The organism is Vibrio sp. KMM 9700 (assembly GCF_058545285.1).
The window spans coordinates 2,255,799-2,281,069 of sequence record NZ_CM178589.1 but is presented as its reverse complement, the minus strand read 5'-3'; the positions used below and the strand labels follow the sequence as shown (position 1 = coordinate 2,281,069).

The 25,271-nt window shown below is 42.5% G+C and carries 16 protein-coding genes; 8 read left to right on the top strand and 8 right to left on the bottom strand.

The features are described from left to right. Positions 1 to 181: 181 nt before the first annotated feature. From tsaA to AC2VOY_RS10160, 5 genes are all read left to right on the top strand, one after another. Positions 182 to 928, top strand: a complete 747-nt coding sequence (gene tsaA / locus AC2VOY_RS10180) for a tRNA (N6-threonylcarbamoyladenosine(37)-N6)-methyltransferase TrmO (RefSeq protein WP_491831233.1) — start codon at positions 182 to 184, stop codon at positions 926 to 928. Positions 929 to 1,033: 105 nt separating this feature from the next. Beyond that, a complete protein-coding gene (locus AC2VOY_RS10175; protein ID WP_491831232.1) occupies positions 1,034 to 2,749 on the top strand; it encodes a proline--tRNA ligase in 1,716 nt (571 codons plus the stop codon). Positions 2,750 to 2,971: 222 nt separating this feature from the next. Further along, positions 2,972 to 3,181 (top strand): YaeP family protein, encoded by a 210-nt coding sequence (locus AC2VOY_RS10170; protein ID WP_491831231.1) that lies wholly within the window; start codon positions 2,972 to 2,974, stop codon positions 3,179 to 3,181. A 2-nt stretch (positions 3,182 to 3,183) separates the two neighbouring features. Beyond that, positions 3,184 to 3,372: a DUF4250 domain-containing protein gene (locus tag AC2VOY_RS10165; protein WP_491831230.1), complete on the top strand. Its 189-nt coding sequence runs from the start codon at positions 3,184 to 3,186 to the stop codon at positions 3,370 to 3,372. Between the two features lie 196 nt (positions 3,373 to 3,568). Then, the gene (locus AC2VOY_RS10160) at positions 3,569 to 5,077 is read left to right on the top strand and encodes a Na+/H+ antiporter NhaC family protein (RefSeq protein ID WP_491831229.1); all 1,509 of its coding nucleotides are present in this window, start codon (positions 3,569 to 3,571) and stop codon (positions 5,075 to 5,077) included. Positions 5,078 to 5,178: 101 nt separating this feature from the next. Here AC2VOY_RS10160 and AC2VOY_RS10155 read toward each other — a convergent pair whose 3' ends face one another. The 3 genes from AC2VOY_RS10155 to AC2VOY_RS10145 form a co-directional block, all read right to left on the bottom strand. After that, a complete protein-coding gene (locus tag AC2VOY_RS10155; RefSeq protein ID WP_491831228.1) occupies positions 5,179 to 6,195 on the bottom strand; it encodes a HEAT repeat domain-containing protein in 1,017 nt (338 codons plus the stop codon). Between the two features lie 164 nt (positions 6,196 to 6,359). Next, entirely contained in the window at positions 6,360 to 7,904 is a 1,545-nt protein-coding gene (locus AC2VOY_RS10150) for an arylsulfatase (protein WP_491831227.1), read from the bottom strand. A 209-nt stretch (positions 7,905 to 8,113) separates the two neighbouring features. Further along, on the bottom strand, positions 8,114 to 9,655 hold the full coding sequence (locus AC2VOY_RS10145) for an arylsulfatase (protein ID WP_491831226.1): 1,542 nt from the start codon (positions 9,653 to 9,655) through the stop codon (positions 8,114 to 8,116). A 510-nt stretch (positions 9,656 to 10,165) separates the two neighbouring features. Between AC2VOY_RS10145 and AC2VOY_RS10140 the strand changes: the two genes are divergently transcribed. Together AC2VOY_RS10140 and AC2VOY_RS10135 are read left to right on the top strand one after the other, a co-directional pair. After that, entirely contained in the window at positions 10,166 to 11,077 is a 912-nt protein-coding gene (locus tag AC2VOY_RS10140; RefSeq protein ID WP_491831225.1) for a LysR family transcriptional regulator, read from the top strand. Positions 11,078 to 11,237: 160 nt separating this feature from the next. Beyond that, a complete protein-coding gene (locus AC2VOY_RS10135) occupies positions 11,238 to 13,523 on the top strand; it encodes a multiheme c-type cytochrome (RefSeq protein WP_491831224.1) in 2,286 nt (761 codons plus the stop codon). Positions 13,524 to 13,557: 34 nt separating this feature from the next. On the opposite strand, the gene AC2VOY_RS10130 is transcribed toward AC2VOY_RS10135, so the two are convergent. From AC2VOY_RS10130 to AC2VOY_RS10120, 3 genes are all read right to left on the bottom strand, one after another. After that, complete coding sequence (locus AC2VOY_RS10130; protein WP_491831223.1) at positions 13,558 to 15,171, bottom strand: PepSY-associated TM helix domain-containing protein; 1,614 nt, start codon at positions 15,169 to 15,171, stop codon at positions 13,558 to 13,560. Between the two features lie 213 nt (positions 15,172 to 15,384). Further along, entirely contained in the window at positions 15,385 to 16,752 is a 1,368-nt protein-coding gene (locus AC2VOY_RS10125) for a sodium-dependent transporter (protein ID WP_491831222.1), read from the bottom strand. A 236-nt stretch (positions 16,753 to 16,988) separates the two neighbouring features. Beyond that, complete coding sequence (locus tag AC2VOY_RS10120; RefSeq protein WP_491831221.1) at positions 16,989 to 17,786, bottom strand: DUF2884 family protein; 798 nt, start codon at positions 17,784 to 17,786, stop codon at positions 16,989 to 16,991. 306 nt (positions 17,787 to 18,092) lie between these two features. Here AC2VOY_RS10120 and AC2VOY_RS10115 point away from each other — a divergent pair, with 306 nt between their 5' ends. Beyond that, the gene (locus tag AC2VOY_RS10115) at positions 18,093 to 20,033 is read left to right on the top strand and encodes a RecQ family ATP-dependent DNA helicase (RefSeq protein ID WP_491831220.1); all 1,941 of its coding nucleotides are present in this window, start codon (positions 18,093 to 18,095) and stop codon (positions 20,031 to 20,033) included. Between the two features lie 32 nt (positions 20,034 to 20,065). Here AC2VOY_RS10115 and AC2VOY_RS10110 read toward each other — a convergent pair whose 3' ends face one another. Together AC2VOY_RS10110 and purL are read right to left on the bottom strand one after the other, a co-directional pair. Further along, complete coding sequence (locus tag AC2VOY_RS10110; RefSeq protein WP_491831219.1) at positions 20,066 to 20,683, bottom strand: YceI family protein; 618 nt, start codon at positions 20,681 to 20,683, stop codon at positions 20,066 to 20,068. A gap of 490 nt (positions 20,684 to 21,173) precedes the next feature. Then, a complete protein-coding gene (purL, locus tag AC2VOY_RS10105) occupies positions 21,174 to 25,070 on the bottom strand; it encodes a phosphoribosylformylglycinamidine synthase (RefSeq protein ID WP_491831218.1) in 3,897 nt (1,298 codons plus the stop codon). Between the last annotated feature and the right edge of the window lie 201 nt (positions 25,071 to 25,271).

Here is a 25,271-nt window from a genome sequence, read left to right as displayed (position 1 = left end):
TTCATTCCTTTGGATTAGATCAGTAAGTTCTGATCTCATCTTAAGCAAGCAATGTGACAGTTTTGGTACAGTTTATTTTCAAGCCAAGCCATGATAGATAAAAGCAAGCGTCATGGGCTTTGAAAAAACGCCCTTGCAAGCTAAAATGCCCCTTTGTTGTTTATTCCTTAAGGCGTACTTAGTGTTTGATTTAGAGCCCATCGGCACCATCCACTCTCCATATAAAGAAAAGTTTGCGATCCCACGCCAACCTGGCCTTGCGCCAAGTGTGGTGTCACATATTGCCCTTAGCGGTGCGTGCAATATGCCAGAGGCGGTGCGCGGCTTGGAAAACTTTTCCCATATCTGGGTGTTATTTCTCTTCGATCAAAACCTTGATGCGGGCTTTAAACCAACTGTGCGCCCACCACGCCTTGGCGGCAATCAGCGCATTGGTGTGTTTGCTAGTCGCGCCACCTTTCGCCCCAATGGGATTGGCATGTCGGCGGTAGAATTAGTTGGCGTGCGCCATGAAAATGGCCAAGTTTGGATCGATGTAAAAGGCGCAGACATGATGCACGGTACGCCGATTATTGATATCAAACCTTATATTGCTTACTCCGATGCCCTGCCCGATGCGGTCTCTGGTTTTGCTAAGGAAAGCCCGCAACTACTTGAAGTCAGCTTTTCAACCCAAGCGGATGCATTTTTAAATCAAACTCTAAAATCTAAGCAGTATAAACAGGTGATTTCAGAGGTTCTGGCGCAAGATCCGCGCCCAGCCTATAAAAAAGGCAAATTAGATGAGAAAACCTATGCGGTTCATTTATTTGATTTTAATGTTAGCTTTAAAGTCCAACAAGCAAGCTCTGCGAGCGGTCAAAGCGTCCCAAACCTCAATCAAGCTTATCTAGAAGTGACTAAAATAGAACAAATTAAGAGCAATTGAGATAAGTTTGAATAATGCATTGGTTCAAGCCTTGAAGTTGCTTGGATATTAAACTTACTTGGGTATATAATCTGTCTTTTATTATATTTAACAACAGGTATTAAAATGCGCACTAGCAATTACCTTCTTTCGACACTGAAAGAAACGCCAAACGATGCTGAAATTACCAGCCACCAGCTTATGCTTCGTGCTGGGATGATCCGTAAACTTGCTTCTGGTCTTTATACTTGGTTGCCCACTGGTTTACGTGTTCTACGTAAAGTTGAAAATATTGTTCGTGAAGAAATGAACAAAGCAGGCTCGGTTGAAACCTTAATGCCTGTTGTGCAACCTTCTGATCTTTGGATGGAAACAGGTCGTTGGGATAAATTTGGCCCCGAATTGCTACGTATTAATGATCGCCATGATCGCGGCTTTGTATTAGGCCCAACGCATGAAGAAGTGATCACTGATATGGTGCGTAACGAGGTGAAATCTTATAAGCAATTGCCTCTTAACCTATATCAAATTCAAACTAAATTCCGTGATGAAGTGCGCCCGCGTTTTGGTGTAATGCGTTCACGTGAATTTATCATGAAAGATGCTTACTCTTTCCACATTGATCAAGAAAGCCTTGATCAAACCTACGCAACGATGCACCAAGCATACTGCAATATCTTCAATCGCATGGGCTTAGATTTCCGCCCTGTATTGGCTGATACTGGTTCTATCGGTGGTAGCGCGTCACATGAGTTCCATGTTTTAGCGCAAAGTGGTGAAGACTTGATCGCTTTCTCTGATGCCTCTGACTATGCAGCAAACATCGAAAAAGCAGAAGCGCTAGCACCAAGCACTGAGCGCGCAGCGCCAACAGCTGAGATGCAAATGATCGACACGCCAAATGCAAAAACCATTGCAGAGCTTGTGGAGCATCACGCGGTTGCGATTGAAAAAACAGTGAAAACTTTATTTGTCAAAGCCTCTGAAGAAGTTGACGCGCAAATCATCGGTTTAATTATCCGTGGCGATCACGAGCTAAATGAAATCAAAGCGGAGCACTTGCCACAAGTTGCAAGCCCACTTGAATTTGCTGATGAGTCTTTGATTCGTGAACTTATCGGCGCAGGCCCAGGCTCACTTGGCCCAGTTAACCTTGAACTGCCATTTATTGTTGATCGCAGTGTTGCCGTGATGAGTGACTTCTCTGCTGGCGCAAACATTGACGACAAGCACTTTATCAACATTAACTGGGAACGTGACGTGGCACTTGGCGAAGTTGCTGATCTACGCAACGTTGTTGAAGGCGATCCTAGCCCTTGTGGCCAAGGCACACTTCAGCTCAAACGCGGTATCGAAGTGGGTCATATCTTCCAATTGGGTAACAACTACTCAAAAGCAATGAACGCAACTGTGCTGGGTCCTGACGGTAAAAATGCAATCATGGAAATGGGTTGTTACGGCATTGGTTGTACGCGTGTTGTGGCGGCTGCGATTGAGCAAAACCATGATGACGCTGGTATCATCTGGCCGGATGCGATTGCACCTTTCCAAGTGGCGATTGTGCCGATGAATATGCACAAGTCTGAGCGTGTAGCGCAGGCGGCTGAGAAGCTTTATAACGAGCTAACAGCGCAAGGCATTGAAGTGCTATTTGATGATCGTAAAGAGCGTCCGGGCGTGATGTTTAAAGATATCGAGCTTATCGGTATTCCACATACTGTTGTGATCGGCGATCGCAGCATGGATGAAGGCAACTTTGAATATAAAGACCGTCGTAGTGGTGAAAAGACTGCTATCGCGATGGATGAGATTGTTGCGCATCTTAAAGCTCAGTTAGCCTAAGGTTTTTGAGTTAAAAAGTTAATAAATAGGTGGTAATCTAGTGTTACTGCCTATTTTTTTATTCGATGAAAATAGCTAAGTTAAAGCAAAGACTTGGGATATCATGGAGAAAAGTGTAAAAATACATGGATGTATTTTTACAAGCGTCCATGGATGGTTTAAGCAACTTTTCGTATTGATACCCAAGCCTTTGCATGCCTCAGTTAAGACAAAGGACAAACCATGAAAGTTTATCAGTGTTGTGATTTAGTCAAAGAGCTTTATGCACAAATCGGTAGTGGTGATCAAGGCTACATTCCACAAGCTATCACCTGCGCAGTCAAAACCTTTAATGACATTGCCGCAGATGAAACCCTTCCGCTTGAAACCCGTGAACGTGCGGCCTTTGCCGCAGCAAACCTGCTTATTTCTGACTTTGAAGACGAGGCTTAATAATGGACTTAAGTAAATATGAAAGCATGGATCCTGTCATGCTCATGAGCATCATCAATATGAAATTGCGTGATGAATATGGAGATTTAGATAACCTAGTTAAATCTCTTGATTTAGATAAACAAAAGCTTATCGATAAACTTGCCAGCGCAGGCTTTGAATACCTTGAAGAAGCTAAGCAGTTTCGATAAAGATAAAGCTTTCATAAGTGAGTCTAGATAGATCTGCTCCTTCTAAGGCTCACTTTGATGTTTTTATCACCAATTCAACCCGCTTAGTATCATCTTTCCCTTCCCTGCGCCAAATTAATAATAATTTCCACTATACAAAGTCCACTTCAAAATATATATTCATAAAAATAGAATAAATAACCAAAAGGATTTGTACATGGATTACGCCCACAGCATTTTGTCGTTGCTGCCAATTTTATTAACTTTAATCCTCTCTCTATGGACAAGAAACGTCATTATTGGCCTTTTTGTTGGGGTGTGTTGTGGCATCTTTATGCTACAAACTAGTTTTGCGCCACTAGATACCTTTCGCCTTATCGTCCAAGACTACTTTGTCCCACAATTAACGGATAGCTATAATGCAGGGGTATTGGTACTGCTTATTTTTATCAGCGGCTTTGTTGCCTTAATGGAAAAATCCGGTGGCGGGCAAGCCTTTGCTACCAAAGTCACGAACGTATTAAACCAACGTGGGCATACTCAGCTTGCCGCATGGCTTGGTGGGATCATGATTTTCTTCTCCGATTTAGGCACGCCTTTAATCGTCGGCCCAGCCTTTCGACCTTTGTTTGATAAGCTTAAAATATCGCGTCAAAAACTTGCGTTTATTCTCGATTCCACAGCTTCACCCGTTGCGATTTTAGTGCCCTTTATTGGTTGGGGCGTATACATCATGAGCTTATTACAAAAAGAAATCAGCGAACTTGCACCAAACTTAAATGACTGGGATCTTTTCATTGCTGCGATCCCTTATCAGTTTTATGCCTTTCTTGCGCTAGGGATCTTACCTATTCTCGCAATTAAAAAACTAGACTTTGGCGCGATGGCAAAAGCTGAATACAATGCTCAACAAGGCACAAGCGATCTCTCTAATACTGAAACCCTGAACGCTTTCACTCACAAGAATGCGCGTCCATCTTTTGTCTGGTTACCACTTTTAGTCATGGCGAGTGTGTTTGCAGCCTTACTCGTGCCGCAAGGTTTCCCATTTGAAAAAGTACCAGGATCTGTTTTTCGCGCCGCCCTTTCCAGTGCTTACTTTCTTGCCGCTGTGACTTTATTAATTTTAATGGCGGTTTATGGGGTACGAGATTTAAAAAATGGCATCGATTTATATCTCAAAGGCATGAGTAATATGATGTCGGTTGCGATTATTTTGATTCTTGCTTGGACATTAAGTAGCGTCGGAAAATCACTCGGTACACCTGAATATATTACTAGCCTAGCTCAAGCAAACTTTGCAAGTTGGGTACTTCCTTGTGTCATCTTCTTGTTCTCGGCAATCATCTCGTTTGCCACGGGTTCATCATGGGGCACATTTGCTATTATGTTCCCACTTGCGATTCCATCAGCCTTTGCCATTGATGCGCATTTATATGCTTGTATTGGCGCTGTGTTATCCGGCGGCTTATTTGGTGACCATAGCTCCCCGATTTCAGAAACGACTATCTTGTCATCCACAGGTGCAGGGTGCGATCAATTCGAGCACTTTAGAACGCAACTGCCTTATGCCTTAATCAATGGCTCGCTCGCTTTCATCTTTTTCCTTATCGCAGGTTTTGTGCAATCAAGCTTGTTATTTGTCGCTGCGCTTATCTGCCAGTTCTTCTTGGTGTATCTCATTGCGAAAAAGTGGCAAAACAAACATCAAATCAGTTTTAACTAAAATCTTATCTCTACTATTTAGGCAATAAAAAAGCAGCGAAGTGAATTTCAATAGATTGAAACCCTCTCTTCACTGCTTTTTTAAGCATTTAACTATTTAAGTTATTGCATTGACTGCCTAATTTGATCCACTGCTTGCTTAGGTGCATATTTCGCAAGCTCCTCTAAACACTGCTCTGTTTTCGGGTTTTGATGACGCGCATACACATCACAAACCGCATATAAATGCTCTGGCGCACCAGAGATCAAATAAGCTTGTTCAAAAGACTTGGTCGCATCATCTGCGTCATAGGCTTCTTGCAGCACACCATCTAAATACCAGTAATAGCTATTCCCTTCAGCAAGGGTCGCCGCTTTTTTCATTTCTTTGGCTGCTTCTTGCTTTTGCTTTAAACGCACCAAGGCCATAGCTTTAGAGTAATGCAGATCGGCATTTTCAGGCAGCAGTTTTAGCCCGTCATTTAACACATCCATTGAGGCTTGGTTCTTTTGCTGCGCACGCTCGTTTTCCGCAAGGTTTAGCCAAAGCGTTGGATTCTTTTGATCCTTTTCAAGTAAGCTGCGATATAAGGCATCAGCTTTTGGCCATTCGCGATGAAAGCGATAGGCATCGGCAAGTAATAATTGGGATTCAGGGGTATCAACAGCTTTTAAATGCGTAAGCAACTCTTGCACCACTGGCTCAAGAGTTTCTAGCTGAGTGGCACTTAAATCATCATAATTACGCAGTAAATTCATGGCAGCGGTGACGCGCACTTGCTCACTCTCATCACTTAATAATGGCGATACCATTTGCCATCTATCTTTGGTCGGATAAGGCTCTGAGCCTATGATGGCAGCTTCACGGATCACAGGGCTCGACTCTTTTAACGCTCTGGCGACTGCCACCAAAGAATTTTGATTCGGAAAGAGAGATAATTGGCGTAAAGCTGCTGCGCGCTCTTTTTCTGAAGCTTTAATATTTTGCGCGGTATAAGCAGTTTGCTGCGCTCGGGTTAGTTCTGTCTGTGTATTTTGCTCAGCAGTTTGCACAGGCATAGTTGCTGGGGTTGCAACGGGAGCGGCAAAAGCGGGGTTTAGCACAAGTAAAGCAGATAAAGCTAACAGTGTGTTTTTCATAGCAATTCCTAAAATTTAGTTTCTGCTCTATATTAGCAAGAATTTTGGCATAAAACTAAGCAAGTTCAACGCTAGTTTTCAGATATCATAAGCAAAAAAGCCAACAATCAAATCATCAATTGTTGGCTTTAAATAGATTAACTAAAGTTTATACTCAAATATTCTTATTTATTTGGTACTTCTTTCAGTTTCTCCATCACAGTATCTAAGTTAAACGATGCTGGTGTTTGGCTTGGTGGGAACTCTTCAAATGACTTAAGGAATTTGCCCACATACGCTTGTGCTGGAACATATAGATAAACATGTTCTAGTACCCAGTCCCAATAAGTGTTTGATGTGATATCTGCTTGCTCATATGGATCTGAACGTAGGTTAAATAGTTTAGGCGTACGTAGCGGTGTGAATGGGTCTGCCCATACTTGTAGCGTACCTTGTGCGCGCTGCTCCATGAACACAACTTTCCAGCTTTCATAGCGAAGTGCAACCAATTGACCATCATCGTTAAAGTAGAAGAATTCCTTACGTGGTGATTCTTTTTCTTTACCTGTTAGGTATGGTAGTTGGTTATAACCATCTAGATGAACTTTGAAAGTTTTATCGCCAACTTGTTTGCCTTTTAAAAGCTCGTCTTTGACGTTAGGCTCACCAGCTGCTGCAAGTAGCGTTGGCAACCAGTCAAGACCACTGACAATACCATTTGCGATCGTGCCTGGCTTTATGTGGCCCGGCCAACGGATCATCGCAGGGACACGGTATGCACCTTCCCAGTTGGTCACTTTTTCACTACGGAATGGGCTAAGCGCCGCATCAGGCCATGTGTTTTTGTGTGGACCATTATCTGTGGTGTATAAAACGATCGTATTATCAGAAACACCTAGCTCATCAAGCTTATTCACAACTTGACCCACTTGGTTATCATGCTCGATCATACCATCAGCATATTCTGTACGTGCATTTAGACCCGGCTTATCACGATGCTCTTCTTTTACGTGCGTACGGAAGTGCATGCGTGTTGCGTTCCACCAAACGAAGAAAGGCTTATCAGCTTTTACTTGTCGCTCCATGAAGTCCATTGCCGCGGATGCAGTTTCTTCATCAATGGTTTCCATGCGCTTACGCGTAAGTGGACCTGTATCTTCAACTTTACCATCAGCATACGAGTGGATCACGCCACGTGGACCATATTGCTTTCTAAACTCAGGATCTTGAGGATAGTTACGGTTTTCTGGCTCTTCTTCTGCATTGAGGTGATAAAGGTTACCGAAGAATTCATCAAAACCGTGGTTCGTTGGCAAGAATTCATCACGATCGCCCAAGTGGTTTTTACCAAATTGGCCGGTTGCATAACCTAGGTTTTTAAGTAGTTGTGCAATCGTCACATCGCGATCTTGCAAACCAACATCAGCGCCCGGTAGACCTACTTTCGCAAGACCGGTACGTAGCGTTGTTTGACCCGTAATAAATGTTGAGCGCCCTGCTGTACAGCTTTGCTCTGCATAATAATCGGTAAAAATAACACCATCATTGGCAATTTTATCGATATTTGGGGTTTGGTATCCCACTAAGCCCTTGGTATAGGCCGAGATGTTGGTTTGACCAATGTCATCACCAAAAATAATTAAAATATTAGGCTTGTCTGCAGCCATTGTTGAAGCTGAGCTCAAAATCAGACTGGCACCTAAAGCTAGCTTACTAAACTTATTTACCATGTGTTACTCCACTTAATTAAGTCGTATTCGATAAAAATATTTTTTATCAATGCTAACTTTATGGACTCTTACGATGCTTGTCGCCTTATAACGCATATAACCTATAGATATGTAAGCCGTTTATTTTTCTACGAAAACAAAAAAGCCAACAATCAAATCATCAATTGTTGGCTTTTAGTAGATTAACTAAAGTTTATACTCAAATATTCTTATTTATTTGGTACTTCTTTCAGTTTCTCCATCACAGTATCTAAGTTAAACGATGCTGGTGTTTGGCTTGGTGGGAACTCTTCAAATGACTGAAGGAATTTGCCCACATACGCTTGTGCTGGAACATATAGATAAACATGTTCTAGTACCCAGTCCCAATAAGTGTTTGATGTGATATCTGCTTGCTCATATGGGTCTGAACGTAGGTTAAATAGTTTAGGTGTACGTAGTGGGGTGAATGGTTCAGCCCATACTTGTAGCGTACCTTGTGCACGTTGCTCCATGAAAACAACTTTCCAGCTTTCATAACGTAGTGCAACTAATTGACCATCATCGTTAAAGTAGAAGAATTCTTTACGTGGCGACTCTTTTACTTCGCCTGTTAGGTAAGGAAGTTGGTTATAACCATCTAAGTGAACTTTGAAAGTTTTATCGCCAACTTGTTTGCCTTTTAGCAAGTCTTCTTTCACTGTTGGCTCACCTGCTGCTGCAAGTAGCGTAGGTAACCAGTCAAGACCACTCACGATACCGTTAGCAACCGCACCTTCTTGGATATGACCCGGCCAGCGAATCATTGCAGGTACACGGTAAGCACCTTCCCAGTTGGTTACTTTTTCGCTACGGAACGGACTTAGACCCGCATCCGGCCAAGAGTTTTTATGTGGACCGTTATCAGTCGTATAAAGAACGATTGTATTGTCTTTTACGCCTAGATCATCAAGTTTTGTTAGGATTTGACCGACTTGGTTATCATGCTCGATCATACCATCAGCATATTCAGTACGTGCATTTAGGCCTGGTTTATCACGATGCTCTTCTTTTACGTGGGTACGGAAGTGCATACGCGTTGCGTTCCACCAAACGAAGAAAGGCTTCTCAGCTTTCACTTGGCGCTCCATGAAATCCATCGCTGCAGAAACGGTTTCTTCATCAATCGTTTCCATACGCTTACGCGTTAGTGGACCAGTATCTTCAATCTTGCCATCAGCATAAGAGTGGATAACGCCACGTGGACCATATTGTTTTCTAAACTCAGGGTCTTGTGGGTAGTTACGGTTCTCTGGCTCTTCTTCCGCATTCAAGTGATAAAGGTTGCCGAAAAATTCGTCAAAACCATGGTTTGTTGGCAAGAATTCATCACGATCGCCCAAGTGGTTTTTACCAAATTGGCCGGTTGCATAGCCTAGGTTTTTAAGCAGTTGCGCTGTGGTGACATCACGCTCTTGAAGGCCAACATCTGCGCCAGGTAGACCCACTTTCGCAAGACCAGTACGTAGTGAACTTTGACCTGTGATAAATGTTGAACGACCCGCAGTACAGCTTTGCTCTGCGTAGTAATCGGTGAAAATAACACCTTCTTTAGCAATCTGATCAATATTAGGGGTTTGGTAACCAACAAGTCCCATTGTGTAAGCTGAAACGTTTGTTTGACCAATATCGTCACCAAAAATAACCAAAATATTTGGCTTATCAGCAGCGAAAGCACTAAAAGAAGTCAGAGCGGCTCCTAAAGTGAGTGTTTTCTTAAAAATAGGATGCATGAATCCTCCTGAAGAATTTATCCATAAAAGCTAGAGGTGACCCCCTAAATATATAATCAACTAAGGCATTAGTTCTCAGTTGCAAAATCAGTATACATCATTGTTAAAAAAAATATCAGTCTTTGATACTAAAATGTTATTATTTTTATTAAATTAGTTTTAACACACTTAAAATCAAAAATATTCACCCCATGAATAACATAGCTTATTAAAAACAAATAAAAACATAAATATCAATAATTTAGGTTAAAAATTATTCATCAACAAAATACCCACAATAAAGAAGACTGTAATTCAATAAATAATAACCATACGATTTAAGTGTTCTTGTAACATATCCGAAACAAATATAAAATAAACAAACCTTATACACACAATTAAATAAGTAGTATTTTACATATAGGTTATAGTTATTATAACCACCTTAAAATAAGTGTAGACTTATACTAGGCCGCATAAGCAATCCTCAAAGTTTAATTCACACCGAATATAAAATAAGCTGAGCCAATTATGAAAACTACTGAACTTAATTTGATCCCTATTTTTGTCGCTATTTATGAAGAGCAGAGTTTGTCTAAGGCGGCAAAGCGACTATCGATTAGCCAGCCTGCGGTAAGTAAATCTTTAAAACGTTTACGTGAAGTTTATGATGATCCACTATTTAATCGTAGTGTCGATGGCGTTGTACCCACTTCTTTTGCGATGGATATATATCCGGCATTTGAAGCTGCGCTGGCTAACTTTAATAGCACATTGACTGCCTCACGTGACTTTGACCCGAAAAATTCAAATAAAACATTTTCGATAGCCTGTATATCTGTCTTTGGCAATAGTTGGATCAACTCTTTAATCCGTCAAGTTGAAGAAAAAGGACCGCAGATAAACCTTGAGGTTCACCCATTATTTAGCCAAGATGCAGAAAAAGATTTGCGCTTACAACGTTATGATTTAGTGATAGATATCGCGCCTAATGCACGTTCTGTATTGAAGCATGAACGCCTTATGGTTGAGAATGCGTGTGTGGCCTTTAGTGAAAACCACCCAAGATTATGCCAAAAGCAAAGTATTACTAAAGAAGATTTTTTTAATGAAAAACATGTTGCCCTGTCGCGTTGGCAAGTGAGAAAGACTTTGCTTAATAATGAGCATGGCGATGATTTAGAAGCACGTCAAATCACCCATAGAATGCCGGGCGCCGGTGAAATGTTATCCGTTGTCGAATGTACCGATCATATTTGCATTTTGCCAAAATCAACTCTGGAGTATTTTAAGCCGCTTTACGCGATTAAAACTGTGCCGCTACCATTTGAAAACACACATTTTGATATTTGTGCAATTTGGCACCCAAGCCGCACCCATGACAGTGCTCATACTTGGTTACGCCAGCAGTTGCAACTGGCAGTACATCACTTAAATATTTAATTTGCTCGTGTTGGGCCGTTAAAACAGCGGTAACAAGCGCAAAGGTTATAAAAGTGTTAATTTGTTATACATAGTATCTATGTTCCTGTTAATATTTAGATTCTGCGCATTGGATATAAAATATAAGTATAAGGTTGGACTTGTTGTGGGAAGAGTGGTTGTGGGAAAAGGGATTCAAGTTTTATCGGTACTGCTGCTGCTCGGCTCATTGATGAGCATGCCTGCAACCGCCCAAACACCTGACGAAGCATGCGCGAGTTGCCACCAAGCGCAGGTAGATGATTGGAAACAATCGGATCACTTTCATGCCATGGAAAAAGCAAGTCTAGACACAGTGTTAGCTGATTTTAACCAAGCGAGCATTGATTATTTAGACGGCAAAGCAAATTTCAGCCAAGACTCACAAGGCGGCTTATGGGTGGACTTTGTGGATGAAGCTGGCACCAAACAACACCTTCAAATTACTTATACTTTTGGCTATAAACCACTTCAGCAATATCTATTTGATGCCGGCAATGGACGCTGGCAATTTATCCCCTTTGCATGGGATTCGCGTAGCAAAGAAGAAGGCGGTGAGCGTTGGTTTGTGCTCCACCCTAACCAAGGCCCCAATGATAGCTTTCACTGGACCCAAGCGGGACAAAATTGGAATCAAATGTGCGCTGATTGCCATGTTACGGATTATGAAAAAAATTATGATCTAAAAAGCAAATCCTATACCCCAAGCTTTAGTGCATTAAATGTGAGCTGTAATGCCTGTCATGGGGATGAGAGCAAGCATATCGAATGGGCAAAAGGTGATAAAAGCATTCCAAATAAAGGCTATGCGGTTAATATAAAACAGCAAACGCCGATTTTTCATAAAAATGAACAAGGCGAAATGGTGCCGATTCAGCCGCTAGTTGCGTCAAAACAAGTCGAGACTTGCGCCTCTTGCCATGCTCGTCGCGCGCAATTAAAAGATAGAAGCTCGCCACAAGATCTTGTCGAAGCCTTTACCCCTTCGCTACTAAGCTCAGATCTTTATTATCCTGATGGCCAAATCTTGGATGAGGTTTATGTGTGGGGATCCTTTAAACAAAGCAAGATGTACCAACAAGGCGTCACCTGTTCTAACTGTCATAACCCACATTCAGGAAAGTTAAAACTGCCGGGCAATCAAACCTGTACCCAGTGCCATAGCACTGCAGAGTATGATAGCGACGCGCACCATAAGCATGAGAAATTCAAGCAAGGTAATCAGTGTGTGGATTGCCATATGCCAGCAACCACTTATATGCAAGTGGACCCGCGCCGCGATCATAGCTTTAAGATCCCAAGGCCGGATCTCACCCTAAGCACGGGCGCGCCGAATGCATGTAACCGCTGTCATACAGATGAAGATGCCAATTGGAGTGTCGAGCAGCTTAAAACTTGGCAGCCTGCTCATCCAAAAAATTCGCAATCTGATGACTTAAATCAGCAAGTTGCGAGCGTTTTCCATCAAGTAGATAACGGTGCACTCACGGATAGCAAAAAGCTAGCGCAGATAGCGCAAAATGCGAGTTATCCCGATATTGTGCGCGCATCTGCCTTAGAGCGAATGGAGAATTTCGCCGACTCGAGCGCCGCTGATGCAATTGCTCAAGCGGTGCAAGATTCTGAGCCGTTAAAGCGCTTAGGCGCAATAGATGCAGCGCAAGGCTTCCCGATTTTCGAAAAATGGAAATTACTCAGCCCATTACTAAACGATGACAAGCTTGCGATTCGCAGTGAAGCCGGCCTTGCCCTTGCAACCATTATTCCTGACTTTGTCGCTTATGCGAATTTAACTCCAAAGGAAAAAGAAGATCTCAACGCTGCGATTGAAGAATATAAAGAAGTGCAAGCCTATCAAGCAGATCGCGGGTTTTCACATGTAGCTTTAGGTAACTTAGCATTAAACCTTAAAGACTATGCGAGCGCAGAAAAAGCCTTTCAAACGGCCATCGATGTCGAGCCGATTTTTATTCCTGCATATGTGAATTTGGCTGATGTGTATCGCTTACAAAAGCAAGAATTGAAAGCGCAAGCGGTTTTAGATCAAGGGATCAAACTTGCGCCTGAAAATGCAGCTTTGTATTACGCCCAAGCCATGAGTTATATCCGAGCGCAAGACAAAGCCAAGGCATTAAAAGTACTGGCAAAAGCTAGCCAATATGCACCTAACAATGTGGAATATAACTATACCTATGCATTATTGCTTAAAGACCAAGGACAAACGAAGCAGTCAGTCCAAGCCTTAACCCAAGCTTATAATGTGAATAAAGATAGACCTGATTTAGCCTATGCGCTGGTTCAGGCCTATGTAGAATTAAAAGACTATCGACAAGCTTTGGTATACGCCAAAGAAATGCAGCGTTTAGTCCCAACAGACCGACAAATTGGCCAATTAATCAGCCAATTGGAGTCAGGGATCAATCAATAGTTGATTTGATAATTTTTAATTCAATCACTTATTCTTAGTTAAACAATTTAGTGAGCTTGCCGCTTCTGGAGATAATCAAATAATCCAATAGCAAGCTCACGATAATCATCCCCCCTGCCAGTGGGAAGGCAATAGCAAGCACCACTAAGATTGCGATGCCCACACGCCATAAATTAACATCCTGATATACCTCTGGAATTTTCGGCGCAGCCAAACCCATCCCTTTACTTGGACGACGCTTCCACCACATCAAAGCGCCTGAAAGCGGCAATATGATAAGCCCAATACAAAGGATTGTATTCACAAACAAATTCAATCCACCTAAAGAGCCTTTATGTAAGGCGACACTCGCACTAACTAGTTTGGCTACGCCTGTATAATCTTGCCAAGCAATATCATCCAATACAGTTAATGAGTATTGATCTAAGTGCAAGATACGCTCATCTCGTGGATCATGAATATCTGCGCTGATTGCATCTGCAACAAAGCTAAACACACCTGTCTCACTTTGTGGCAACATGAGGCGAAAGTCTTGCATACCTAAAATCTTGGCTTGTGCGATAGCCTTATCCACTTGCATGCTAGAAACTTGATAATGACCACTCGCGGCGCTGCCATGATGTGGTTTATCCTCTGTGATTTGAATAGCTTCTTTAGCTTGATTCTCTTCTTTGGCTTGATGATTTTCTGATTGGATGACTTGCGCCGCCTCTGAAGACGGATCGGATTGTGGCAATGGCGCTTGCTCTAAATTCCAAGCGATATGCTTTTCAGCGCCATGATTGAGATCTTGATGCGTTAAGCCGTGTTCATGATGCTGATCATGCTGCATCACTGTGGCTGTTTGCGCATTTGACTCTGGCATATTGTAGTATTTGCCATCGGGATAAGTCGCCCAAGGCTGAACAATTTTACCGCCCCAGACACCAGCCCAAGCCAAACCTGTCAATAGAAAACCAAGCAAAAAGACACTGCTTAAACCGCCAATGTTTGCATGCAAGTCACGATAGAAAACGCGTTTGCCTTTATCTGTGCGAATTTTCAAAAAGCCGCTACTAGCAGCGCGAGATTGCGCGCCACGGCTCAGCTTTGGTAGCCATAAATAAACCCCTGTGGCGATCAAAATAATCGCTAAACTTGCAGCGATTTCAATTAATCTGTCGCCAATATCGCCGATCATCAAGGTACCATGCAGCTCGGTTAGCCAATTGAGCAAGCTGTGAGTTCGGCTAAAATCGCCCTGTACTTCGCCACTATATGGGTTAACCGCAACAAAAAAATCTTCACTCCCAGTGGCTAAATTTTGACGAATGGAAAAGAGCTCAGCTTTATCGGTATCTTGAGCGGGGATCCATTCGGTAATGGTTGCATCTGGGTATTTATCTTGGATATTTTGAATCAATTGAGAGGTCGGCAGAGGCTCAGCTTGCGCGACTGGCGTCACATTTAAGCTATCCGAATAGATGAAATTTTGAATCGGCTTATCATACATCATGACAAGGCCACTTAGCGCGAGCATGACTAAAAATGGCAGTACAAATAAGCCAGCATAAAAGTGCCAACGCCAAGCAAAAAAGTAAAATTTTTCACGTGGTTTATCGTTTGAATAGCTCGCTTTTTGACTAGCAGCTTTTACGCCTTGAGACATCACAACATCCTCTATTTATAGTTATTTTGTTCAAATCATTCAAAGGGATAAATAGGTGTTAATCATACATTAATTTTTTGTTACCGGCTTAATTTAAGAGGCTAAATTAAAAATCGATTTGTAAAAGTCTATGAATATGGGTCACAAGCATAAAAAAAGCTGAGTCGATATCAAACCAACTCAGCTCTAGGTATTTCAAATGCTATTTTTAAATTATAAGAAAGAAACCCAAATAACGGCGATAATCAGTACAGGACAAATGAATTTCACATAAAATGCCCATAGTTTACCAAATGTTGAGTGACGGAAGTTCTCATTGCCTTGCTCGATTTCTTTCATTTTGCTGTCATGCTTCCATACCCAAGCACCAAAGATACAGAACATCAAAGCTGCAATCGGCTGTAGGTATTGAGTTGCAACCATAGCCACTAAGCCAAACAAGCTGCCAAAGTTAAACACAATCGCAATACTACCACAGGCAATAAGTAGACCGAGTACCCAGCTTGTTGGGGTGCGCTTGGTATTTAAACGCTCGCTTGCTAACGAGACAGAGCCTTCAAGCATAGAAATGGATGAGGTTAATGCCGCAATGGTTAACAGTACAAAGAAAATCAATGAGAAGATTTGCCCGATTAAACCTAAGCTTTCAAACATAAGTGGCAACACAGTGAAGACCAAGGTATCAGAGCTTAGCAGACTGCCATCTTGGGCATAGATCTCAACACCTTTTTGCATTGCAACAAACATTGCAGGCATCACCACAAGCCCTGCAATAAAGGCCACTGCGGTATCGACCATCGCCACACTCATTGCCATTTTAGGTAAGTCTTCTTTCTTACTTAAATAGGAGCCGTAAATCAGCATCGAACAGCCACCAATGGTGAGCGAGAAGAAGCCCTGCCCCATTGCAGCTAAGACTAGTTTAGGATTCAGCACTTGGCTAAAATCTGGGATCAGATACATCTTCAGGCCTTGCATCGCGCCATCTTGCATCATGATATAGACAAATAACAAAGCAAAAAGGACAAATAATGCCGGCATTAAGCGTGTTGACCACTTTTCGATGCCATCTTTGACGCCGCCTTGAACAATCAAGATAGTCAGTACATAAAAGACTAGCGTACCAAAAATATTGCGCTCAATAGTAAAGGCTTGCAACCAATCTGCTGCAGCGGTGAAGCCAAAAATATCACATACAGCGCCAAGTGCGTAGCAGATGATCCAACCGCCAACAATGCTATAAAACATCAACACAACGTTTGGCACAGACAGACCGAGCCAACCAACCGCAGCAGAAAGTTTTTGCATCAAAGGATTGCTGGTTAGTTTGCGCATGCTGTCCACAGGGTTGGCTTGACCAAAACGACCAATCGCCATTTCAGTGATAAGCAAAGGGAAGGCAACCAAAACGATCATGACTAAGTACACGAGTAAGAAAGCGCCACCACCATTGGTTGCAGCTTGGGTTGGGAAGGCCCAAATATTACCCAGCCCAACGGCTGCCCCTGCTGCTGCTAAAATAAAACCGGCGCGTGAACCAAAATTCTCACGTGAACCGGTATCTGTACTTGCTCCTGCCATATGGATACCTTTTACTCTGGATGATTTATTCTCAGCATGTCACTTGCTTCAATGAACTAGTAAGCTAGTACATTATGTTAGATTGGAATTTTTGGCAAGTAAAACTTATAAAAAACAATGGATTTGGACAAAAAACAAACAAAAAAACACTCTTGAGTGATTGAAACCTATGTTTCCTCAAGAGTGTTCATTTTTTGCTAAGCGCTTTAACGCTGCAAGGCTAGATCACGATAGACTTATTTAGTCGCTTTTGAACTCGCAAAGTCAGGATCAATGAAGATAGGATAATCTTTTAACTCTGGGATCTGCGCTTGCAGTTTCGTCTCAAACGAGCTGATATTTTGCACGTCTGCGCAGAGTTGATGAGCATCATCTTCTAAACTTTTTGATTCATCTTCAAATCTATCTTTTAACTTAGTGGATAAGGTATAGGCTTGAGATTGTAGTTTCATCAAGTTTAAGCCGCCTTCACCATCTTGCATTTGTTTTGCGATTGCGCCAAGGGCGACGCCAATAGCTTGATTATTAAAACGATCAGATGCTGATTGAAGATCCGCTGGCCAATTTAAAATAGCTTCGTTAATCGCGTCTTTTTTAAATACCCAAGTGTCATTTTGATAATAACGCCCTTCGATATCTTGATAAAACTCACGCACAGTTAATTTTAATTGGCTAAATTCATCTTTTGCTTCAAAGGTTTCACCAACATCGTCGATCACCCCATCCACAACCTCTAAAGCATCTTCACCAAGTGTATGAATCTTAGGTATTTGCGTGGCAATTTGGTCACGGTAATCATCTGCTGCGTCTTCTTGCGCAGAGTTTAAATCAAGCGCTTTGTTATCAATGAAAACTTCATCATCATCAAAACGTACCTTCTCTTTGCCATCAACATAGATAGACACAACATCGTCTTTGAGATGAAATTCATTTTCAATGTTAATGCTGCATTGTGAGGCGGCAAAGACAGGTAAACTTGCACACGACAAGCCTGTAAAAAGCGCGAGAGTTTGCCAATTCAGCTTCTGCTGCATAGAAATATCCTTTTATAACTTCAGCTTTGTTTATCCACTGAGTGAAACTTATATCAGCTCAGCACAAATATTTTGCTTACACATTTGAGTGTATCCAAATCCGAGCAAAGACACTCGTAGATAAGCATAAAATCTGATATTAAGCATAAAAAGTCATGAATAAAAGAAATATTGCCAAAATTAAGGTTAATTAAGCCTTTTTTCTTCGATGTATTCTGATATATTTACTGTGTGTTTATACAGCAATATAACTTGGCGACTTAAAAATATAGGTTTGATAATTTTAAATTTTTGGGAATGGACTGGATGCAAATGAATCTGAAACAAGCACTTTTCGATAACTTTGGATATGCTGATTTTCGTACGGGCCAAGAGCAAGTGATTTCAGATGTGATGCAAGGTCAAAATGTCATGGCTATCTTCCCAACTGGTGCGGGCAAGTCCATGTGTTATCAACTGCCTGCTGTTATCTTGCCACATGTGACCTTAGTGATCTCTCCACTCTTGGCGCTGATCCAAGATCAGATTGATTTCTTAAATCAAAACAATATCCCAGCAGCGAGTATTAACTCCACCCAAAGCAAAGAAGAAACCCAAGACATTATTGCCAAAGTACGTACTGGGCAAATCAAAGTCTTGATGGTCTCAGTTGAAAAGCTTAAAAATGAACGTTTTCGTGACTTTATCAGCCAAATCCGAATATCTTTATTGGTCGTCGATGAAGCACACTGCATCTCTGAGTGGGGTCATAACTTTCGCCCTGATTATCTTAAACTGCCGACTTACCGCGCCTTATTAGGCGATCCGCCGATCCTTTTACTCACCGCAACAGCGACGGGTGAAGTGATCCAAGATATGCAGAAAAAATTTAGCGTCCAGAGTCAACACGTTCATAAAACTGGTTTTTACCGCTCAAACTTATATTTACAAGTCTTGCCTTGCTCTGAAGAAGAAAAAACCCAAAAACTGTTAGAGTGTTTAGCTCAACAGCCCAATGCTTGTCATATCATCTATGTGACCTTGCAGCGCACGGCCGAAGGGGTAGCTGAGTTTTTAGCTCAAAATGGGATCCAAGCAACTGCTTATCATGCTGGGATGAGTGATGATAGACGTCGCCAAATTCAAAATGAATTTATGGCCGGCAAACGAAATTGTATTGTGGCGACCATTGCCTTTGGTATGGGGGTGGATAAATCAGATATTCGCCATGTGATCCACTATAACATCCCAAAATCACTAGAAGCTTATGCGCAAGAAATTGGCCGCGCAGGCCGTGATGGCAAGCCTGCCACTTGCACCATTCTCGCAAATAAACAAACCGTCAATACGTTAGAGAATTTTGTCTATGGCGCCACCCCAGATACGTCCAACATTGTGGCTTTAATCCAAGCCATTGATAAAGAAAAAAGTCTGTCCGATGAATGGCATATTATGCCTTTACGTATTTCGCAGCGTTTTAATATCCCGCTTTTAAGCTTAAAAACCTTGTTGGTTTACCTTGAGCTTAAAGGTATGTTGGAAACAAAGTACACCTATTGGGCCACATATAAATTTAAAGCTTTGCAGCCGGCTGAAGCGATTTTTAATAAATTTGCCGATGAAAAACGCCAATTTATTGAATTGATTTTTGATACCTCAAGCAAGGCCAGAACTTGGTATAGCCTAGACTTTGATGCGATTTTTTATGCCAGTGGCAACACTCGCGAGCGTGTTTTTGCAGCGTTGGGATTTTTGGAAGAAAAAGGCTTAATCGAAGTCAAATCTTCCGAGCAAACCGATGTTTATAAAGTTAATTCAATCGATTTAGAGCAGGTTTGCAATGAAGTCAGTACACTCTTTGAGAAAAAAGAGAGCTTTGATCTAAAACGTACTCATGAAGTGATTAGCTTGTTGGAAAGTCAAACCTGTTTAAGCGCCAAACTTGCATCTTACTTTAAGGATGACAATGCGCCGCAAAACTGTGGGCATTGTAGTGTGTGTGCGGGCAAAGTTGCGCAGTTGCCACAAACGAATTTGTTTCCGCTCAACCCTGAAGCCTTAAAACCTTGCTTAGAAAGGCTTGAAAAACGTGTACTTGAGAAAGAAATGCATGAGGTGTTGCCACTTTCAGATAAAACCAAGGCACGCTTCTTATGCGGCATCAAGGCGCCTTTGTTTACCCAACTCAAAGCCAATAAGTTATCAGGCTTTGGCTGTTGTGAGTTATATCCGCTATCTGAAGTGCTCAAAGCAATTTCAACGCTTTAAGCACCTCAGATAAATTTAAAATACCAATACTTTTACTCTTCTGGCTCTTCAAACACAAGTTGCGCCGTCACAGGCACGCTAAAACTAATTGAGTCTAAGTTTGCCATTTCACGTAAGGTTTCAAGCCCTGTGGTTAAATCAAAATCTTTGCCGTTTAGAATAAGCGGCTGAATAGTATTGACCATAATCGAGCCATTGGCGCGCTTGACCAGTTGTAAATAAGCAGGCAAGAGTTTTTGTTTACCATGAATATTAATATCTAAAGTTAAGGTCTCACGCTTTGATTCACCGGCCTTCAGGTTATTTAAAATCTCAGGATCGATTTGGCTGTTAATTTGCGCGACTGGGAATTTGGCAACTTCAAAAAGAAGCTTTTTCATTCGCTGATCGCGGATTTCGATCCCTGAATCCAATGCATTTAGATCCACACTTAGCTCGATGCGCCCTGTGTCTGACACTGTGCCGCTAAGCTCGGGCAGGTTTTGCACCTCAGCAATCGCATCATTTTTTAAGCTTACAAAGTTGATTTGTGAAACATCTGAATTAAGCGTTAAGGTTTTGGCGCTCACGCTCGTACTCATCACACTTGTACTTAGCGCTGCAAAGATAACCGCGCTAAGCATTAAGTTGATTTTATTTTTACGCAACATGTGTCTCTCCTTGAATAATTTGCAGTGAAATCTGATGCCAAAGATTAATGATGCTCAATGCCATGGAACAAAGATTTATTTGTACAGGGATGTACAAATCATAGCGGCCAGGGATGGCTTGAGCGTCTTTGTGGAATGGTATGAGTATTATTAATCCCCATCGATGCATCTAATTTACTGCAAATCCAATAAAATGCTAATAATTTGTTTCAATTGTAAACAGTATATCAAGGTATATTCTGTATCGCTGTGTCCGCAGCACTTATAGATTTCAATCTATAGCCTTGCTTCAAAACTTACAGGCATAAAAAAACAGCGCCCGAAGACGCTGCCCTTTTAGGTTCACTATGAGCCTAATGAACCCAATTTTTCAAAACAAGACATATTTAAAGCAAAACATGAATCGTATTGAATCCTTGTAAACATCTTTCACCACTGATGCTATTTAACGCGCTCACACCAAAGTCGCATCAGTGGCGAAAGAATTCTGTTAACCCAGTTTCACGCGTGCGTTTCTAAACATACGCATCCATGGGCTATCTTCACCCCAAGACTCAGGGTGCCAAGAGTTTGCTACCGTACGGAATACACGCTCTGGGTGTGGCATCATAATAGATACACGGCCATCGAGCGTGGTTAAACCTGTAATCGCATTCACTGAGCCATTCGGGTTATTTGGATAAGCCTGAGTCGGGTTGCCTTGGTTATCAACATAACGCAGCGTCACTGTATTTGATGCTTCAATTTGCGCAAGGTGCGCAGCATCACGTACTTCGACACGACCTTCACCATGAGAAACCGCAATCGGCATTCTTGAACCGGCCATGCCATTAAAGAATGCAGAGTTGGACTCTTGCACTTCCACAAGGCTAAAGCGCGCTTCAAAACGCTCAGATTCGTTGGTCACAAAACGTGGCCAGTGATCTGCGCCTGGGATCAGCTCTTTTAGGTTTGATAACATCTGACAGCCGTTACACACCCCCAATGATAAGGTGTTTTCACGTTTAAAGAAGTTACTAAACTCTTCACGTGCATTCGCATTGAACAAAATAGATTTCGCCCAACCTTCACCTGCGCCAAGCACATCACCGTAAGAGAAACCGCCACATGCAACCAATGCTTCAAACTCAGCTAATGCAGTTTGACCGGTAATGATGTCACTCATATGAACGTCAACCGCTTCAAAGCCTGCGCGATCAAATGCTGCTGCCATTTCAACGTGTGAGTTTACGCCTTGCTCACGCAAGATAGCCATTTTAGGTTTTGCGCCTTTCGCAATAAATGGCGCAGCCACATCTTCTTTCACATCAAAGGTTAATTTAGCACTTAGGCCAGGATCTTGATTGTTAGATTTTGCTGCATGCTCTTCATCTGCGCATTTCGAGTTATCACGCATGCGCTGCATTTGATGCGTCATCTCAGCCCACACCACGCGTAAATCCGTGCGGCTACGCTCAAAGATCACGGCATCATTTTGCTTAATCACAATGCTGTCCGTGTTATGCACGCTGCCTAATACGTGACGACACGCTTGCAAGCCATGGCTATCTAGCACTGCTAGCACTTGGTCTAAATCATCGTGACGTACTTGAACCACAGCGCCAAGCTCTTCGTTAAAGAGTGCTGCGATGTGATCTTCACCTAAGCCATCAATGCTAACATCTACACCACAGTGACCGGCAAATGCCATTTCAGCAAGGGTGATAAATAAGCCGCCATCACCTTTATCATGGTATGCAAGGAGTTTAGATTTATTTGTCAGATGTTGAATCGCTTCAAAGAAACCTTTTAGCACTTGCGCATTGTCAACATCAGCAGGTTTGTCACCTAGCTCTTTATAAACTTGCGCTAATGCCGTTGCGCCTAAACGGTTTTGACCTTGGCCTAAATCAATGTATACAAGGCTAGTTTCACCTTTATCGGTTTTAAGCTGTGGCGTGACCGTTTTGCGAACATCTTCAACGCGTGCAAAGGCTGTGATCACAAGTGACAGAGGTGATGTGACTTCACGATTCTCTCCATCTTGCTCCCATTTAGTCTTCATAGACATAGAGTCTTTGCCCACTGGAATGGTCAAACCAAGCGCCGGACATAACTCTTCACCCACAGCTTTCACTGCTTCATAAAGCCCAGCATCTTCACCTGGGTGACCTGCTGGAGACATCCAGTTTGCAGAAAGTTTAATCTGTTTAAGTGAGCCAATATCTGTTGCAGCAATGTTGGTTAACGCCTCACCGACAGCTAAACGCGCCGATGCGCCAAAGTCAAGCAAGGCAGTTGGCGTGCGCTCACCCATAGACATAGCTTCGCCGTGATAGGTATCAAAACTTGCAGCCGTCACCGCGCAGTTTGCAACCGGCACTTGCCAAGGGCCAACCATTTGATCGCGTGCAACCAAGCCAGTTACTGAGCGATCGCCAATCGTAATAAGGAAAGTTTTTTCCGCAACCGCCGGCAAACGTAGAACACGTTCAACCGCGTCATTGAGATCAATCTTGCTCGTATCAATCGCTGGATTATTTGCTTTTAGCGTTTTGGCATCACGGTGCATTTTTGGCGTTTTACCAAGCAATACATCCATTGGCATATCAATTGGCGTATTCTCAAAGTGACTATCTTCAAGAATCAAATCACGTTTTTCAGTTGCCACACCAACCACAGCAAATGGCGCGCGCTCACGCTTACAAATCGCTTCAAATTCAGCCATATGCTCAGGCGCAACCGCCATTACATAACGCTCTTGCGATTCGTTACACCAGATTTCAAGTGGGCTCATGCCAGGCTCATCATTTGGCACGTCACGCAGCTGGAAAATACCGCCACGCTCGCCATCATCGACAAGCTCAGGTAGTGCGTTGGAAATGCCGCCCGCGCCCACATCGTGGATAAAGGCGATTGGGTTGTCATCACCAAGCTGCCAGCAGCGGTCAATCACTTCTTGGCAACGACGCTCCATTTCTGGGTTTTCACGTTGAACCGAAGCAAAATCAAGATCTTCAGCAGACTGACCAGAAGCCATAGATGACGCAGCGCCGCCGCCAAGACCAATGTTCATTGCCGGGCCGCCAAGCACAATCAGTTTTGCGCCAACTGGAATTTCTTTTTTCTGCACATGCTGATCACGAATATTACCCATACCACCGGCAATCATGATTGGCTTGTGATAACCACGAATTTCTTCGCCGTTGTGCGAGTTCACTTTTTCTTCGTACGTACGGAAATAACCCAATAGATTTGGGCGACCAAATTCATTGTTAAACGCTGCGCCGCCAAGTGGGCCTTCAAGCATAATATCCAGCGCAGTCACGATGCGATCTGGCTTGCCAAAGTCTTCTTCCCAAGGTTGGACAAAGTTTGGAATTTTTAAGTTTGAAACACTAAAGCCAACTAAACCCGCTTTAGGTTTGCCGCCAATACCGGTTGCGCCTTCATCACGAATTTCACCGCCTGAGCCTGTTGATGCGCCCGGCCAAGGTGAAATCGCAGTGGGGTGGTTGTGGGTTTCAACCTTCATTAAGATATGTGTTGGTTCTTGGTGATATTGATATTGACGAGAGCTTGGATCTGGGAAGAAACGTCCAACATTTGAACCTTCCATCACTGCAGCATTATCTTTATAAGCAGATAAAACGTGATCTGGCGTGGTTTCAAAGGTGTTTTTAATCATCTTAAAGAGTGATTTTTCTTGCTTCACGCCATCAATGGTCCAATCGGCATTAAAGATTTTATGGCGGCAGTGCTCAGAGTTCGCTTGAGCAAACATCATCAGCTCAATATCCGTTGGGTTGCGCTTTAACTTGTTACAAAAGCTATCGTAAAGATAATCGATTTCATCATCCGCAAGTGCAAGGCCAAGCTCGATGTTTGCTTTTTCAAGTGCTTCATGACCACCATTTAGTAAATCAACATCTTTTACTGGCGCAGGTTCGGCATGTGCAAACAAGGCATTAGCATTATCAAAGTCATCAAACACAACTTCAACCATGCGATCATGAATTAAACCTTTCAGCTGAATTTGCTGCGCTGGGGTAAGCGCTTGGCTTGATTCAATATAATAAGCAATGCCACGTTCTAGACGAGTCACATTTTCAAGGCCGCAGTTATGCGCAATATCTGTTGATTTAGACGACCAAGGCGAGATAGTTCCCGGACGAGGCGTGGTTAAAAACAGCTGCCCTTTTGGCTCATGCAGAGCAATTTTCGGCCCATAAGTTAAGAGTTTTTCGAGAACTTCTTGTTGATTGTCAGTTAATAGTGCGCTTAAATCTGCGAAGTGAATATATTGCGCATAGATTTGCGTGACAGGTAAGTCGAGTGCTTGACATGATGCGAATAATTTCTCAATACGAAAATCAGATAAAGCTGGGGAACCACGGAAAATTCTCATGTGCTTTCGTCTCTATAGCTAGTGAGTGAAGATCAAACAAGGCAAGCGCAAACGTTTACCTTTAAATTTGGCGGCATTATAAATGATTTTTTGTTGTGACGTAACCCAAAAAGCAACCGTTTGCGCAAAAAATTAACGAAACCTATGTTCCTAGTTATAGAGGGATTTGGTATAAAGGAGCTTACGATTCAATAACGACAC

Excerpts from the sequence above, each read along its gene's own strand:
- AC2VOY_RS10175 (WP_491831232.1), top strand. The coding sequence starts at position 1,034 with ATGCGCACTAGCAATTACCTTCTTTCGACACTGAAAGAAACGCCAAAC.
- AC2VOY_RS10170 (WP_491831231.1), top strand. The coding sequence starts at position 2,972 with ATGAAAGTTTATCAGTGTTGTGATTTAGTCAAAGAGCTTTATGCACAA.
- AC2VOY_RS10165 (WP_491831230.1), top strand. The coding sequence starts at position 3,184 with ATGGACTTAAGTAAATATGAAAGCATGGATCCTGTCATGCTCATGAGC.
- AC2VOY_RS10160 (WP_491831229.1), top strand. The coding sequence starts at position 3,569 with ATGGATTACGCCCACAGCATTTTGTCGTTGCTGCCAATTTTATTAACT.
- AC2VOY_RS10155 (WP_491831228.1), bottom strand. The coding sequence starts at position 6,195 with ATGAAAAACACACTGTTAGCTTTATCTGCTTTACTTGTGCTAAACCCC.
- AC2VOY_RS10150 (WP_491831227.1), bottom strand. The coding sequence starts at position 7,904 with ATGGTAAATAAGTTTAGTAAGCTAGCTTTAGGTGCCAGTCTGATTTTG.
- AC2VOY_RS10145 (WP_491831226.1), bottom strand. The coding sequence starts at position 9,655 with ATGCATCCTATTTTTAAGAAAACACTCACTTTAGGAGCCGCTCTGACT.
- AC2VOY_RS10140 (WP_491831225.1), top strand. The coding sequence starts at position 10,166 with ATGAAAACTACTGAACTTAATTTGATCCCTATTTTTGTCGCTATTTAT.
- AC2VOY_RS10130 (WP_491831223.1), bottom strand. The coding sequence starts at position 15,171 with ATGTCTCAAGGCGTAAAAGCTGCTAGTCAAAAAGCGAGCTATTCAAAC.
- AC2VOY_RS10125 (WP_491831222.1), bottom strand. The coding sequence starts at position 16,752 with ATGGCAGGAGCAAGTACAGATACCGGTTCACGTGAGAATTTTGGTTCA.
- AC2VOY_RS10120 (WP_491831221.1), bottom strand. The coding sequence starts at position 17,786 with ATGCAGCAGAAGCTGAATTGGCAAACTCTCGCGCTTTTTACAGGCTTG.
- AC2VOY_RS10115 (WP_491831220.1), top strand. The coding sequence starts at position 18,093 with ATGCAAATGAATCTGAAACAAGCACTTTTCGATAACTTTGGATATGCT.
- AC2VOY_RS10110 (WP_491831219.1), bottom strand. The coding sequence starts at position 20,683 with ATGTTGCGTAAAAATAAAATCAACTTAATGCTTAGCGCGGTTATCTTT.
- purL (WP_491831218.1), bottom strand. The coding sequence starts at position 25,070 with ATGAGAATTTTCCGTGGTTCCCCAGCTTTATCTGATTTTCGTATTGAG.